Origin of the sequence: Saccharothrix sp. CB00851 (assembly GCF_001905065.1) — a bacterium.
Classification (GTDB): Bacteria; Actinomycetota; Actinomycetes; order Mycobacteriales; family Pseudonocardiaceae; genus Actinosynnema.
The window spans coordinates 155,475-170,032 of sequence record NZ_LWLC01000034.1; the positions used below are offsets into that span (position 1 = coordinate 155,475).

General features: G+C 71.2%; 13 protein-coding genes. 12 read left to right on the forward strand and 1 reads right to left on the reverse strand.

The features are described 5' to 3' along the window. The first annotated feature begins 179 nt into the window (after positions 1-179). The 7 genes from A6A25_RS29485 to A6A25_RS29515 all read left to right on the forward strand — a co-directional run bounded on the left by A6A25_RS29485 (position 180) and on the right by A6A25_RS29515 (position 8,630). Positions 180-1,928 (forward strand): cellulose-binding domain-containing protein, encoded by a 1,749-nt coding sequence (locus A6A25_RS29485; protein ID WP_083668778.1) that lies wholly within the window; start codon positions 180-182, stop codon positions 1,926-1,928. Positions 1,929-2,049: 121 nt separating this feature from the next. After that, on the forward strand, positions 2,050-3,000 hold the full coding sequence (locus A6A25_RS29490) for a Ppx/GppA phosphatase family protein (RefSeq protein WP_073895700.1): 951 nt from the start codon (positions 2,050-2,052) through the stop codon (positions 2,998-3,000). 156 nt (positions 3,001-3,156) lie between these two features. Continuing rightward, on the forward strand, positions 3,157-4,779 hold the full coding sequence (locus A6A25_RS29495; RefSeq protein ID WP_073895702.1) for a peptide ABC transporter substrate-binding protein: 1,623 nt from the start codon (positions 3,157-3,159) through the stop codon (positions 4,777-4,779). A 63-nt stretch (positions 4,780-4,842) separates the two neighbouring features. Beyond that, a complete protein-coding gene (locus A6A25_RS29500; protein ID WP_073895704.1) occupies positions 4,843-5,766 on the forward strand; it encodes an ABC transporter permease in 924 nt (307 codons plus the stop codon). Further along, complete coding sequence (locus A6A25_RS29505) at positions 5,759-6,658, forward strand: ABC transporter permease (RefSeq protein ID WP_073895706.1); 900 nt, start codon at positions 5,759-5,761, stop codon at positions 6,656-6,658. Before A6A25_RS29500 ends, A6A25_RS29505 begins: the two co-directional genes overlap by 8 nt. A gap of 6 nt (positions 6,659-6,664) precedes the next feature. Beyond that, a complete protein-coding gene (locus A6A25_RS29510; RefSeq protein ID WP_073895708.1) occupies positions 6,665-7,642 on the forward strand; it encodes an ABC transporter ATP-binding protein in 978 nt (325 codons plus the stop codon). Then, positions 7,635-8,630 (forward strand): ABC transporter ATP-binding protein, encoded by a 996-nt coding sequence (locus tag A6A25_RS29515; protein ID WP_073895710.1) that lies wholly within the window; start codon positions 7,635-7,637, stop codon positions 8,628-8,630. The genes A6A25_RS29510 and A6A25_RS29515 overlap by 8 nt, the downstream gene beginning before the upstream one ends. A 60-nt stretch (positions 8,631-8,690) precedes the next feature. Here the strand turns inward: A6A25_RS29515 and A6A25_RS29520 are convergent, their stop codons facing one another. After that, positions 8,691-10,172 carry a S10 family peptidase gene (locus A6A25_RS29520; protein WP_073895712.1) on the reverse strand — a complete coding sequence of 494 codons (1,482 nt, stop codon included), beginning with the start codon at positions 10,170-10,172 and terminating at the stop codon, positions 8,691-8,693. Between the two features lie 30 nt (positions 10,173-10,202). Between A6A25_RS29520 and A6A25_RS29525 the strand changes: the two genes are divergently transcribed. The 5 genes from A6A25_RS29525 to A6A25_RS46480 all read left to right on the forward strand — a co-directional run bounded on the left by A6A25_RS29525 (position 10,203) and on the right by A6A25_RS46480 (position 14,541). After that, positions 10,203-10,913: a uracil-DNA glycosylase gene (locus tag A6A25_RS29525; protein WP_073895714.1), complete on the forward strand. Its 711-nt coding sequence runs from the start codon at positions 10,203-10,205 to the stop codon at positions 10,911-10,913. Positions 10,914-11,041: 128 nt separating this feature from the next. Further along, positions 11,042-11,701 (forward strand): DUF4129 domain-containing protein, encoded by a 660-nt coding sequence (locus A6A25_RS29530; protein WP_073895716.1) that lies wholly within the window; start codon positions 11,042-11,044, stop codon positions 11,699-11,701. Beyond that, positions 11,698-12,165 carry a hypothetical protein gene (locus tag A6A25_RS29535; RefSeq protein ID WP_073895717.1) on the forward strand — a complete coding sequence of 156 codons (468 nt, stop codon included), beginning with the start codon at positions 11,698-11,700 and terminating at the stop codon, positions 12,163-12,165. The genes A6A25_RS29530 and A6A25_RS29535 overlap by 4 nt, the downstream gene beginning before the upstream one ends. Beyond that, entirely contained in the window at positions 12,162-13,133 is a 972-nt protein-coding gene (locus A6A25_RS29540) for an AAA family ATPase (RefSeq protein WP_073895719.1), read from the forward strand. The genes A6A25_RS29535 and A6A25_RS29540 overlap by 4 nt, the downstream gene beginning before the upstream one ends. 13 nt (positions 13,134-13,146) lie before the next feature. Further along, complete coding sequence (locus tag A6A25_RS46480; RefSeq protein ID WP_073895721.1) at positions 13,147-14,541, forward strand: DUF58 domain-containing protein; 1,395 nt, start codon at positions 13,147-13,149, stop codon at positions 14,539-14,541. Positions 14,542-14,558 lie beyond the last annotated feature (17 nt).

Genomic DNA, 14,558 nt, shown 5'->3' on the forward strand with positions numbered 1-14,558 from the left:
CAACCGTTGACAGCGTGTCGGAGTCGGTCGAACACTGTGCGCACCGGCTGACAGCCGCGAGGGTTTCATCGGCGTCGCCGCCGCTGCCAGGCGTTGAAGGCACCCGATTTCCTGTTCCGCGTGATGCCCTGAGTTGCCGCCACATTCCGGGGCTGTGATTTCTGGAGGGCTGGTTGCACATGCGCAGATATCGGTTCCGGTTCTTATCGGCCGTGGCGGTCGCCGCGCTCGGCGTGGGCAGCACGGTGTTCGTGGCGCAAGCCGCGGCCACGGGCTGCGCGGTCACGTACTCCGTGCCGTCGCAGTGGAACAACGGCTTCACCGCGAACGTGAACGTGACCAACCTGGGCGACCCGGTCAGCTCGTGGACCCTGACCTGGAGCTTCGCCGCCGGCCAGCAGGTCACGCAGGCGTGGAACGCCACCGCGACGCAGAGCGGCTCGCAGGTGACGGCGCGCGGCGTCAGCCACAACGCCAACCTGGCGACCGGCGCCACCGCGACGTTCGGCTTCAACGGCTCGTGGAGCGGCAGCAACCCCGCGCCGACCTCGTTCGCCCTCAACGGCACCACGTGCACCGGCGCGCCGGTGACCACGACGACGTCCTCGCCGACCAGCGGGCCCACGTCCACGTCGTCGCCGACGTCGACCACGTCCGTGCCGCCGAGCGACAACCCGGCGTGGGGCAAGTCGTTGCCGCCCGCGGACGCGCGGACCAGCATGGCCTACGACATCATCGTGTCGGAGAACAGCAGCGGCTACTCGCCGAAGGCGGGCGAGTGCTCGCGCGAGGTCCACGCCCGCTACTGGACGTACGGACCGGACGGCAAGGTCTACCCGACCTGGCACCCGCCGCGCGACCCGAGCGGCTGCTCGTTCGGGCACGAGCACGGCGACGACCCGCGCACGTCCGACCTGTTCGCCGACGCCAAGTGGCCGTACTTCGGCTACACCAGCGAAGTGATGATGGACGCCAACCCCGCCGGCGCGCACCGGCACGAGGACCACGTCGGGCACAAGGTGCTGGCGGTCAACAACTCCAACGTCATCCAGGGTGACAACGGCACCAGCTTCTTCCCGCCGCAGGGCACCACCATCGCGACGTGCGACATCCTGCTGAAGTTCCACCAGGGCACGCACTCGGCGGACGCGTTCACCAACAACGTGCACGAGCTGATCTACAACAACAAGTGCACGCACCGGGACAACAACCAGATCACCGAGGCCAAGTTCACCGCCCTGATCCCCAACGGCCGCCCCGGCGGCTTCGGCGCGACGGACTGCCCCGGCCCGTTCAACAACAAGTTCACCAACGTCGGCCCGGCCGTCCCGGCGGACTCGCCGTCCGACACCCGTTCGCTCGGCAGGCTCATCACCGACGCGAGCTGCGTGCAGGCGATCCGCGAGGGCAGGACGCACTTCGAGGTCATCACCGGCACCGAGGTGCCGTTCGACACGAACGACCTGCACGAGTTCTGGTTCTCGGACGTCACGATCAGCACGTCGCAGCTGTCGTTCAACATCCAGCCGCTGTTCTACGTGCTCAACCCGGCGCGGTACTACGACGCGTCGAAGCCGAACAAGCTGGCCCGCCAGGTCGACCTCTGCTACGAGGGCATCCGCGGCGACTACTGCAACACCGTTCGGCGGATCACCGAGCAGACCGGTCAACGGGTGGCGTGGGACGACCCGCGCTCGCCGTTCAAGGGCACCTTGCGCGAGTTCCGCGCGGGCGGCTTCAAGCTGCGCAACTCCGGCCCGACCACCGTTTACACGGACGTGTATGGCCGGAATGCGTCGACCACGCCGTTCAACGGGTCGATCAAGCAGTACTTCGCCGGAAACCACGCTGAGCAGAACATGTTCGTGCGCGGGGCGACGAGGGATTACGCGGCGAACTCCGCCGATCAGATCCACGCCCCGAACTGACCCCGGTTGCCGGGCACGGCGGGCGCTCGCAGGAATCCGACCACCCGGCGAGCGCCCACCGGGGTCGGGCACCACTACCCTGCGGTGAGCACCACTCACCAGCGGGGAAAGGACGTCGGGTATGGCACGCGTGGCCGCGATCGACTGCGGGACCAACTCGATCCGGTTGCTGGTGGCCGACGTGACCACTTCGGACGGTGGGGAGCGGTGGTTGCGGGACGTGCACCGGGAGATGCGGGTCGTCCGGCTCGGCCAGGGTGTCGACGCCACCGGTGAGCTGCACCCCGACGCCATCGCGCGCACCCGGGCCGCGCTCGTCGACTACACGAACATCCTGCGCCGCAAGGGAACCGAGCGCGTCCGCATGGTCGCCACCTCCGCCACCCGGGACGCCGCCAACAAGGCCGCCTTCTTCGACATGACCCGCGAGGTGCTCGGCGTCGAGGCCGAGGTCATCACCGGTGACGAGGAAGCCCGCCTCTCGTTCACCGGGGCCGTGTCCGACCTGGACGCCGACGAAGGCCCGTTCCTCGTCTCCGACATCGGGGGCGGGTCGACGGAGTTGGTCCTCGGCACGTGGGACGGCGTGCGCGGCGAGGTGGAGGCCGCCCGGTCGGTGGACATCGGCTGCGTGCGGCTCACCGAGCGCTGCCTGCACGACGACCCGCCGACCGAGGCGCAGGTCGAGCAGGCCGTCCGCGTCACCAGGGACGTCCTCGCCGAGGCGTTCGCGGCCGTGCCCACGGCCGACGCCAAGACCTGGATCGGCGTGGCCGGCACCGTCACGACGCTCGTCGCCCTGGCCAAGGAGCTGCCGCACTACGACCCGCGGGAGATCCACCTCGCCCGCCTGAGCCTGGACCGGATTCGCGAGGTCACCGCCAAGCTGCTCACCACGGGGCACGACGAGCGGGCAGCCCTCGGGCCGATGCACCCCGGCAGGGTGGACGTGATCTGCGGCGGTGCGCTGGTCGTCCGCACGCTCGCCGACCACCTGGAGGCCCAGGGCGTCACCGAACTCGTGGCCAGCGAGCACGACATCCTCGACGGCATCGCGTTCGCGCTGGTCTGAGGCTCGAAACGGCTTACTCCTGTCAACTGGGATTGATCGTGACCAGGTCGTAACGCCCTCACCCATGTGGCCCCTGTCACGCGCCCCTTAGGTTCACTCTCACGCTGTGAAAGCGGTCGACTCTGCTCGGTCACGCCCGATCAGGTGGGAGGACCCATGTCCCGTGCACGATTAGTCCCCGCAGCCGTGGCGGTCGCCTTGGCGGCCACCGCCTGCGGCTCGGCGGACACCCCGACCGGCTCCAACACCGAGGCCGGCATCACGATCTTCAACACCGAGCCGGAGAACCCGCTCGTCCCGGGCAACACCACCGAGGTCGGCGGCAGCCGCGTCCTCGACCCCATGTTCACCGGCCTGGTCGAGTACCGCGCGACGGACGCGCAGCCGGCCAACGCCATGGCCGAGTCGATCGAGACGACCGACTCCAAGGTCTTCACCGTCAAGATCAAGAAGGACTGGCTGTTCCACGACGGCACGCCGGTCACCGCGAAGAGCTTCGTGGACGCCTGGAACTGGACCGCTTACGGGCCCAACGCCACCCAGGGCGCCAGCTTCTTCTCCCAGATCGAGGGCTACGCCGCCGTCCACCCGAAGGACCCCGACGGCGCCGACGGACCCCAGGAACCGCCCGCGCCGACTGCCGAGACCCTGTCCGGCCTCGAAGTCGTGGACGACCACACGTTCACCATCACGCTGTCCGAGCCGTTCGCCGTGTTCCCGGTGACCATCGGCTACGAGGTCTTCTCCCCGCTGCCCGAAGCGTTCTTCGCCGACCGCGCCGCCTTCGAGGCCAAGCCGATCGGCAACGGCCCGTTCAAGTACGTCTCGCGCACGGTCGGCACCGACATCAAGCTGACCCGCTACGACGAGTACAAGGGCAACGACAAGCCGAAGTTCAAGGACCTGACGCTGAAGGTCTACCAGAGCCGCGAGTCCGCCTACGCCGACCTGGTGGCGAACAACCTGGACTTCATGGAGGAACTGCCGCCCAACGCGCTGGCGGGCAGGCAGTACGAGACCGACCTCGGTGACCGCGTCGTCCAGCGCGAGACGCTGAACAACCAGACCATCGCGTTCCCGTTCTACCTCAAGCCCTACGACAACGTGGACCTGCGGCGCGCGATCTCCATGGCGATCAACCGCGAGGAGATCACCGAGCGGATCTTCGAGGGCACCCGCAAGCCCGCCGACGGCTGGGTGCACCCGCTGATGAAGGGCTACCGGCCCGGCCAGTGCGGCGAGTACTGCACGTACAACCCGGAGAAGGCCAAGGAAGCGCTGGCGAAGTCCGGCTACACCGGGGAGATCGTGCTGCTGTCCAACACCGACGGCGGGCACCAGGAGTGGGCCGAGGCGGTGGTCAACAGCATCAAGAACACCCTCGGCGTCGAGACCCGGTTCGTGCCGTCGACCAGCTTCGGCGAGTTCCGGCAGAAGGTGAACGCGCACGAGATGACCGGCATGTACCGGGCGGGTTGGGTCGCCGACTACCCGTCGATCGAGAACTGGCTCACGCCGATCTTCCGCACCGGCGCGTCGTCCAACGACGGCCTGTACTCGAACCCGGCGTTCGACGCGAAGCTCGCCGAGGCCGACCGGGCGACCAGCGAGGACGAGGCGATCGAGCTGTACCTCGAAGCCGAGCGGATGCTGGCCGACGACCTGCCGTCGGTCCCGTTGTGGACGCAGAACACCATCGGGGGCCGGTCCGACCGGCTGAAGGTGGCCAACCTCGACCCGTTCCGCACGCTCGACCTCTACACGGTGGAAGTCGCCTAGTCGCGGCACTTCGGGCCGGTCCGGGCGATCCCCGGGCCGGCCCCGACCGAGGGGAGTGCGGAGTTGGGGCAGTACGTGCTGCGCAGGTTGCTGCAGATGGTGCCGGTGTTCGTGGGCACCACGTTCCTGATCTACGTGCTGGTGTGGGCGGTCCCGGGCGACCCGTTCGAGGGCAAGTGCGGCGAGCGCGACTGCCCCGCCTCGTACGTGGCGATGATGCGGGAGCGGTTCAACCTGGACGACCCGCTGCTGCTGCAGTACTGGAAGTACCTGGTGAACCTGGTCCAGGGCGATTTCGGCGTCACGTCGTCCGGCGTGCAGGTGGTCGACCGGATCGCCGCGGCGTTCCCGGTGACGTTGAAGCTGGCCCTGGTGGCGCTGCTGATCGAGGCCGTCATCGGCATCACCGCGGGCGTCGTGTCCGGTCTGCGCAACCGCGGGTTCCTGGACAGCCTGGTGCTGGTGTCGACGCTGTTCCTGATCTCGATACCGGTGTTCGTCACCGGGTACGTCGTGCAGCTGGTGTTCGGGCTGCAGCTCGGGTGGATCGCGCCGACGGTCACCTCGCCGACGTTCGGCAACCTGGTCGTACCCGGGTTCGTGCTGGCCAGCCTGTCGATGGCCTACGTCGCCCGGCTGTCGCGCGCGAGCATCGCGGAGAACCGGCGGGCGGACTACGTGCGCACCGCGTTGGCCAAGGGCCTGCCGACGAAGCGGATCGTGGGCGTGCACCTGCTGCGCAACTCGCTGATCCCGGTGATCACGTTCCTGGGCACGGACCTGGGCGCGTTCCTGGGTGGCGCGATCGTCACCGAGGGCATCTTCAACGTGCCCGGCGTGGGCGGCCTGGTGTTCCGCTCGATCCTGACCAAGGACGGCGCGATGGTGACCGGCGTGGTCACCGTGCTGGTCCTGGTGTACCTGCTGATGACCTTGCTGGTGGACCTGCTGTACGCGGTCTTGGACCCGAGGATCCGCTATGACTGACCAAGTGGCTTCCCTCGTCGCCGAACGGCCGCGCGGGCTGTTCGGCGACGCCTGGCACGCGTTGCGGCGGCGGCCGCTGTTCTGGGTCTCGGTGTCGTTGATCCTGCTCGTGCTGCTGATGGCGGCGTTCCCGGGGCTGTTCTCCTCCGGTGACCCGAACGCGGCGGACCTGTCGCGGTCGCGCGGCGCGCCGTCGTCGGCCGCCTGGTTCGGCTACGACAACCAGGGCTACGACATCTACACGCGGGTCGTCCACGGCGCGCGGGCGTCGATCGTGGTCGGGCTGCTGGCCACGGCGGGCGTGGTGCTGGTCGGTGCCACGATCGGGATGCTGGCCGGGTTCTACGGCGGGTGGCTGGACGCGGTGGTGTCGCGGATCGCGGACGTGTTCGTGGGCGTGCCGTTCGTGCTGGGCGCGATCGTCATCCTGACCACGCTGAACGCGGGCGGTGACGCCGGGCCGGTGCGGATCGTGGCGCAGGTGGTGCTGTCGATCTCGGTGCTGTCGTGGCCGGTGGCGATGCGGATCATGCGGTCCACCGCGATCGCGGCCAAGCAGCAGGACTACGTGAAGGCGGCGCGGGCGCTGGGCGCGTCGTCGGGGCGGATCATCGGCAAGCACATGCTGCCCAACTGCGTCGCGCCCGTGCTCGTCTACTCGACCATCGCGCTGGGTGCGTTCATCGGCGCCGAGGCGACCCTGTCCTACCTCGGGATCGGGCTGCGGCAGCCGGTCGTGTCGTGGGGCGTGATGATCAACAGTGCCAAGGACTACCTGCGCGTCGCACCGCACGCGCTGCTGTTCCCGGCGGGCTTCCTGACCGCGACCGTGCTGGCGTTCGTGATGCTGGGCGACGCGGTGCGCGAGGCCCTCGACCCGAAGCTCCGGTAGGGAGGGGTGACCGTGCTGGAGGTCGAGGACCTGCACGTGGAGTTCCGCACCCGGGACGGGGTGGCGCGCGTGCTCAACGGCGTGAGCTACCACGTGTCGGCGGGCGAGACGCTGGCCGTGCTCGGCGAGTCCGGGTCGGGCAAGAGCGTCACCGCGCAGGCGATCATGGGGATCCTGGACACGCCGCCCGCGCACGTGACGCGGGGTTCGGTGCGGTTCCACGGCGAGGAGCTGCTGTCGGCGTCACCCGAACGACGACGTGCCGTCCGGGGCGAAGGCGTCGCGATGATCTTCCAGGACGCGTTGTCGGCGCTGAACCCCGTGTTCACGGTGGGGTTCCAGATCGAGGAGCAGCTGCGGCTGCGGCGCGGGATGAGCCGGGCGCAGGCGCGGGCGCGCGCGATCGAGCTGCTGGACCTGGTGCGGATACCGGCGGCCCGGCAGCGGGTCCGCGAGTACCCGCACCAGTTCTCCGGCGGGATGCGGCAGCGGGCGATGATCGCGATGGCGCTGGCGCTCGACCCCGAGGTGCTGATCGCGGACGAGCCGACCACCGCGCTGGACGTGACCGTGCAGGCGCAGATCATGGACCTGCTCGCGGAGATCCAGCGCGAGCGGCGGATGGGGCTCGTCCTGATCACGCACGACCTCGGGGTGGTCGCCGAGGTGGCCGACCGGATCGTGGTGATGTACGCGGGGAGGATCGTGGAGCAGGCCGACGCGGTGTCGCTGTTCCGCGCACCCGGCCACCCGTACACGGCGGCGTTGATGCGCTCGCTGCCGCGGTTGGACTCGAAGGGCGCCGCGCTGGAGACGATCCGCGGGCTGCCGCCCAGCCTGCTGCGCATCCCGTCGGGCTGCCCGTTCCACCCGCGGTGCCCGCGGGCGCAGGACGTGTGCGCGACGCACGTGCCGCCGGACGTGCGGCTGGGGCTCGGGCGGACCAGCGCGTGCCACTTCGCGGAGGGGGTTCTCGGTGGCTGAGCTGTTGGAGGTGCGCGACCTGGTGAAGCACTTCCCGGTGACGCGCGGGGTGGCGTTCCGGCGGACCGTGGGGCACGTGCGCGCGGTGGACGGCGTGTCGTTCTCGTTGCGCGCGGGGGAGACGCTGGGCGTGGTCGGCGAGTCGGGGTGCGGCAAGTCGACGTTGGCGCAGGTGTTGATGCGACTGGAGCCGCCGACGTCGGGTACCGCGCTGTTCGAGGGCGAGCCGATGTTCTCGTTGCGGGGCGCGGCGCTGCGGCGGTGGCGGCGCGACATGCAGATCGTGCTGCAGGACCCGTACACGTCGCTGAACCCGCGGATGACCGTGGGCGACATCGTCGGCGAGCCGTTCGAGATCCACCCGGAGGTCGCGCCGCGCGGGTCGCGGGCCGGGCGGGTGCGCGAGCTGCTGGAGGTCGTCGGGCTGAACCCGGAGCACCTCAACCGGTACCCGCACCAGTTCTCCGGCGGGCAGCGGCAGCGGATCGGGATCGCGCGGGCGTTGGCGCTGCGGCCCAAGGTGATCGTGTGCGACGAGCCGGTGTCGGCGTTGGACGTGTCGATCCAGGCGCAGGTGATGAACCTGCTGGCAAAGCTCCAAGCGGAGTTCGGGCTGGCCTACGTCTTCATCGCGCACGACCTGTCGGTGGTGCGGCACCTGTCCGACCGGGTGGCCGTGATGTACCTCGGCAAGATCGTCGAGATCGGCACGGAGGAGGAGATCTACCAGCACCCCACGCACCCGTACACGCAGGCGCTGCTGTCCGCCGTGCCGGTGGCGGACCCGACCCTGCGGGGACGTCGTGACGTGATCCGCCTGACCGGCGACGTCCCGTCACCGGTGAACCCGCCCTCCGGCTGCCGGTTCCGCACGAGGTGCTGGAAGGCGCAGGACGTGTGCGCTGTGGAGGAACCCGCCCTGGTGACCCGCGTCGGCAACCACCCGAGCGCCTGCCACTTCGCCGAGGAGCGTCACGTCGTGCCGTGACCCGCCGCGAGGGCCCCGGCCGCACCGGGGCCCCCGTGCCCCATATTCGCCCCACGCGGCTCAGCGGTTGGAGGCCGATTCCACAAAGGCCGCAAGGTCTTTCGACTGCTGCAACCGGCTCGGTTCGTGCACGTACATCATGTGCCCCGCCGGGTAGTACGCGGCTTCGATGTTGGCGTGCAGCTCGTCCGGGATCTGCAGGTGCGCCACCACGTGCTCGGCCGCGTAGTACGGCGTCGCGCCGTCCAGGTAGCCGTAGGCGATGTGCACCTTCAGGTGCGGGTTGGCGCGCATCGCCGCGGACAGCTTGTTCGCCACCGTCACGTGCATGCCCTCGAACTCCTTGAACGACCAGGGCCGCACGTTCATCGTCAGGATCTCGTACGGCAGGTCGTTCTCGTACTCCAGCTCCGCACGCACGTAGTGGTTCAGCGCCGCCGTGTACGGGCCGAGGATCGCCGAGTACGACGGGTCCTCGCTGAAGTGCTCGCGGCCGTAGTCGGCGTCCGCGCCGGTGAACCGCGAGTCCAACCGGCCGACGACCTTGCGCTCGGAGCGCAGCAGCTCGGTGAAGAACCGCACGTGCTCGATCCGCAGGTTCACCCGGTCCACGTAGTCCTCGCTGAGCCCGGTCAACCCGGCCAGCCGCGCCACCGCCGCCGCGCGCTCCTCAGCGGACAGCCGGTTGCCGCGCGCCAGCGCCCACGGGTAGTCGCGGGACGCGAAGTCCTCCGCGTCGGCCAGCACGTCCTCCAGCGACCGGTCGCCGTGCAGCCCGTGGTAGTGCGCGATCGCCGCGTACGTCGGCAGGAACAGGGTGTGCGGCAGGTCGTTGCCCTCGCTGAAGTCCAGCGTGGCGAAGTCCAGCACGGACGAGATCAGCATCAGCCCGTTGAGGTACATGCCGTACCGCGACTGCAGGTAGTCGGCCAGCCCGGCGGCGCGCGTGGTCCCGTACGACTCGCCCGCCAGGAACTTCGGCGACATCCACCGCCCGTTGCGCGAGGTCCACAGCCGGATCACCTCGCCGACCGACTCCAGGTCGCCCTGGAAACCGTGGTACTGGCCGGGCTTCTCGCCCTTGACCGCCCGCGAGTAGCCGGTCGACACGGGGTCGATGAACACCAGGTCGCTGTGCGTGAGCAGCGTCTCGGCGTTGTCGACCAGGTCGTAGGGCGGCGGCGTGAGCGCGCCCACGTCACCGGAGACGACCCGGCGCGGTCCGAGCAGGCCCAGGTGCAGCCACACGCTGGACGAGCCGGGACCGCCGTTGAACGCGAACGTCACCGGCCGCTTCGCCGGGTCCGCGCCGTCCAACGTGTACGCGGTGACGAAGACCTCGGCCTTCGGCAGGTGCCCGTCGAACTTGCCCTCGGTCAGCACCTCCTGGCGCAGCACCACCCGACCGGTGGTCGTGGTGTAGTTCAGCTTGCGCCGCTTGACGGTGATGCTGTGCTGGGTGGTGACGAGGTCGTCGACCGGGAGGTCCTGCTCGTCGCCGTTGTCCTTGGCGGCCTGCTCGTCGCCGTTCTTGTCGGTCATGGTCGAACTCTACGATCGGAGTCGCCGCCAGTGCTCCCGCTTTCCGCCCTCGACGAACGGGTTACCAGTTGCCGGGCCTGCCCGCGGCTGGTGGCGTGGCGCGAGGAGGTCGCGCGGGTCAAGCGGGCGGCGTTCCGCGACCAGGAGTACTGGGGGCGCCCGGTGCCCGGTTTCGGGCCGGCGGACGCGTCGCTGGCGATCATCGGCCTGGCACCCGCCGCGCACGGCGCCAACCGCACCGGCCGCATGTTCACCGGCGACCGTTCGGGCGACTTCCTGTACGCCGCGATGCACGGGGTCGGCCTGGCGACCCAGCCGACGGCCACGCACATCGGTGACGGCCTGGAGCTGATCGGCACCCGCATCACGGCGCCGGTGAAGTGCGCGCCGCCGGAGAACAAGCCGACCCCGGAGGAACGCGACAACTGCCGGCCGTGGCTGATCCGGGAACTGGAACTGCTGCGGCCGACGCTGCGCGCGGTGCTGGTGCTGGGCGCCTTCGGCTGGCAGGCCGCCCTGCCGGTCCTGGCCGCGTGCTGGCAGATCCCCCGTCCCCGACCCGCCTTCGGCCACGGCGTGCACGTGGAACTGCCCGCGCAGGACGGCGGCGAACCTCTGCACCTGTTCGGCTGCTACCACGTGAGCCAGCAGAACACGTTCACCGGCAAGCTCACCCAGCCGATGCTCCAAGCCGTCCTTCGCGCCGCCGGCACCGCGGCCGGACTGGCCACCGTCGAGTGACCCCTTGGCGGTAGGTCGAGCGTGTTCCGCGAACCAACCTGAGTGCCGGCAGTCGCGGGTGGGCCGGGTCGGTGGCGTTTCTGGGCGATCCGACCGCACCGCGGCGGGCCGCCAGGCATCCTGAGTGCATGAAGCCCCGGCTCGCGCTCCTCCTCGCGGTCGGGTCGGCGCTCGCCCTCATCGCGCTCGCGGCACGGGGGACGTCGCCGGTGCGGTACCAGGAGCGGCCGGTCGGTGATGACGAGGTCGCACCGCCGACCCCTGAGTCGCAACCACCCCTGGACGTGGAGGTGGGCGGTTCGGAGGCGGCCGGGTCGCTGTTGGTCTTCCTGATCGTGCTGATCGCGGTGGCGGTGGTCGGGGTGGTGTCGTTGCTGGTGTCGCTCGGCGTGTTCCGGCGGCGGCGCAGGCGGGGGGTCGGTACCGCGGTCGACGCGCCCGACCTGCCCGAAGACCACGCGAACCCGCCGCCGATCCTCCTCCGCCGGGCCGCCGAAGCCCTCGACCAGCTGCGCGGCCACGGCGACGGACCGCCCGGTGACGCGGTGATCGCCGCCTGGCTCACCCTCGAACGGGCCGCGGCGGACAGCGGGGTGCCGCGCCAGGGCCACCAGACGGCCACCGAGTTCACCGGCGACCTGCTGCGCCGCTACCGGGTGGACGAGCACGCCGCCGGCACGCTCAAGCGCGTCTACCAGCGGGCCCGGTTCGGCACGGCCGAGGTCACCGCGGCGGACGCCCGCACCGCCACCGAGGCGTTGGAGCACATCGTGCGGGACCTGCGGTGACCCCGATCGTCGGCGACCTCGGCCGGGCGGTGGCGCTGGCCGTCGCGGTCGCCGCGGGCACCGCGCTGGTGCTGGCCCGCGTCGGCGCGCCGTGGCTGTGGGCGGTGGCGCTGAGCCTGCCCGTCGGCGGGTTGGCCCTGCTCGTCGCACGGCTGCCGCGCGCCACCGACATCCTGTGGGCGCCGGCACCCGCGCACGTCTCCACCGCCACGTCCGTGCAGGCGAGCACGCTGGCGAGCCGCCTCGCCGAGGCCGCCGTCGACCAGGACCGGTTCGTCAACCGCGTCCAGCCCCGGCTGCGCAGGCTCGCCGAGGCACGGCTGCGGCAACAACACGGGCTGCACGACATCCACCACCCGAAAGCCCGGGAGGTGCTCGGCGACGACCTGCACCGCCTGCTCACCGACCCGAAAGCGCCGCTCCCCGAGCCGTCGAAGCTCGCCGACCTCTTGGAGGACCTGTGACCACCGACGATGTGGGCGTCGAGACGATCGCGGCCGAGGCCAAGGCGGTGCTGGCCGCCGTCGGCACCGTCGTCGTGGGCCGGGAGCGGTCGCTGCGGCTGGCGCTGGCAGCGATCCTCGCGGGCGGCCACGTGCTGCTGGAGGACGTGCCCGGCCTGGGCAAGACGCTGATGGCGCGGTCGCTCGCGCAGGCGTTGAAGCTGGACTTCAAGCGCCTGCAGTGCACGCCCGACCTGCTGCCCGCCGACGTCACCGGCTCGTTCCTGTACAACCCGGGCGACCGCGAGTTCACCTTCCGCGAGGGCCCGCTGTTCACCGGCCTGCTGTTGGCCGACGAGATCAACCGCACCCCGCCGAAGACGCAGTCCGCGCTGCTGGAGGCCATGCAGGAACGGCAGGTCACGGTCGAGGGCCGCACGTTCGCGCTGCCCCGACCGTTCCACGTGCTGGCGACCGCGAACCCGGTGGAGTACGAGGGCACGTACCCGCTGCCGGAGGCGCAGCTGGACCGGTTCCTGCTGCGGCTGGACATCGGCTACCCGCCGCCCGCCGAGGAGGTCGAGGTGTTGCGCCGCAGGCTCACCCGGCAACGCGAGGAGACCGAGGTCGAGTCCGTGCTGGACGCGACCAGGCTGCGCGCGCTGCAGCACGGCGTGGAGCAGGTGGCGGTGGACGACGACGTGCTGCGGTACTGCGTGGACCTGGCGTCCGCGACCCGTGCGCACGGTGCGGTCGAGGTCGGCGCGTCACCCCGGGGCGCGCAGGCGTTGGTGCTGGTCGGACGGGCGTTGGCGGTGCTGGACGGGCGGGACTTCGTGCTGCCCGAGGACATCAAGGAGTGCGCCGTGCCTGCCCTCGCGCACCGGCTCACGCTGCGCCCGGAGACGTGGACGTCCGGTGTCACCGGCGTGGAGGTCGTGACCGAGCTGCTGGGCCGGGTGGCGGGCCCCGCGAGCGCACGCCCGTGAACCGGCGCCCGTCATGAACCGAGCACAGCGGTTGCGCGAGGCGTTCACCAGCGGGCGCGGCGCGCACTGGCACCCCACCGACGCGCTGGTGCGCGGGCTGGTGCTGGGCGTGGGGATGGTGGTGCTCGGCGGCCTGCTGCACGAGGTGGCGCTGGTGCTGTTCGGCGCGCCGTTGCTGCTCTCGACGCTGTTGGCGCTGGTCACGCCGGTGCTGGGGACACCGGAGGTGCGGGTGCGCGGGCTGCCGCGGACCGGCGAGATCGGCGCGGCGAAGTCGGTGGTGGAGGTCGACCCGGGCCTGGGCGCCGAGGTGCTGGCGATCCGGCTGCCCGGTGTCGGCGAGGGCATCGGGCCGGTGCACCTGGTGCCCGGCACGGCGCGCGAGATCGAGGTCAGGCTGCGGCGTGACGCGTGGGGCGAGGGCGTCGACCTGCGGCCGGACCACCTGGTGGCGGGGCCGGACGCGTTGTTCGTGCACGGTCCGGTGACGGCGCCGGAGCGCGGCCGGGTGATCCTGCCGCCCGTGGAGGCGCTGCCCGCCGGGTTGCTGCCCGCGCGGGCCGTCGGGCTGGTCGGCGCGCACCGGGCGCGGCGGCCGGGTGACTCGGTCGAGCTGCGCGACATCCGGGCGTTCCAGCCGGGTGACAGGCTGCGGCGGATCGACTGGCGGGTGTCGTTGCGGGCGGCGGCCGCGGGCGCGGAGGGCACGAACCTGCACGTCCGCGAGCACCACGCGGAGGCGGACGCGGACGTGGTGCTGGCGTTGGACACGCGGCACGACGTCGGCGCGGAGCTGGGTGACTGGGCGTCACCGGGGCGCGCCGCGGCGGGCCGCACGCCCGGCCGGTCGCTCGGCGAGTGGTCGTTGGCGGCGCGTGCCACGACCGTCCGGCCCGGTGGCAGCCTCGACGTGGCCGTGCGGGCGGCGGCGTCGTTGGCGGCGGGGTACCTGCGGCAGGGCGACCGGGTCGGTCTGGTGGACCTCGGCCGGCCGCAGTTGGGTGCTCGGGCGGGTGCCGGTCGGCGGCAGCTGCTGCGGCTGCGCAACCAGCTCGTGGTGTGCGCGCGGTCGGCGGGGTGGGCGCAGCGGCCCGTGCTGCGGCCCGAGCAGGTGCCGCACGGTGCGCTGGTGGTGGTGCTGTCGCCGTTCCTGGACGCCGAGGTGGTGGAGCTGGCCGTGCACGCGGCGCGGCGGGGCAACGTCGTGCTGGCGGTGGACGTGCTGCCATCGCCGTTGCGGGCCGACCCGGAGACGCCGTGGGGCGAGAGCGCGTTGAAGGTGATCCGGTTGGAGCACGACGTGCGGCTGGAGGCGATGCGGCAGCACGGTGTGGCCGTGCTGCCGTGGGGTGCGCCGGTGGCGGGCGTGCTGCGTGCCGCCCGCACCGCCCGCCGGGTGTCCCGATGACGCGAACGTTCAACTCG

Bases quoted from the DNA above. Each gene is read 5' to 3' on its own strand.
- A6A25_RS29485 (WP_083668778.1), top strand. From the start codon at position 180: ATGCGCAGATATCGGTTCCGGTTCTTATCGGCCGTGGCGGTCGCCGCG.
- A6A25_RS29490 (WP_073895700.1), top strand. From the start codon at position 2,050: ATGGCACGCGTGGCCGCGATCGACTGCGGGACCAACTCGATCCGGTTG.
- A6A25_RS29495 (WP_073895702.1), top strand. From the start codon at position 3,157: ATGTCCCGTGCACGATTAGTCCCCGCAGCCGTGGCGGTCGCCTTGGCG.
- A6A25_RS29505 (WP_073895706.1), top strand. From the start codon at position 5,759: ATGACTGACCAAGTGGCTTCCCTCGTCGCCGAACGGCCGCGCGGGCTG.
- A6A25_RS29520 (WP_073895712.1), bottom strand. From the start codon at position 10,172: ATGACCGACAAGAACGGCGACGAGCAGGCCGCCAAGGACAACGGCGAC.
- A6A25_RS29530 (WP_073895716.1), top strand. From the start codon at position 11,042: ATGAAGCCCCGGCTCGCGCTCCTCCTCGCGGTCGGGTCGGCGCTCGCC.
- A6A25_RS46480 (WP_073895721.1), top strand. From the start codon at position 13,147: ATGAACCGAGCACAGCGGTTGCGCGAGGCGTTCACCAGCGGGCGCGGC.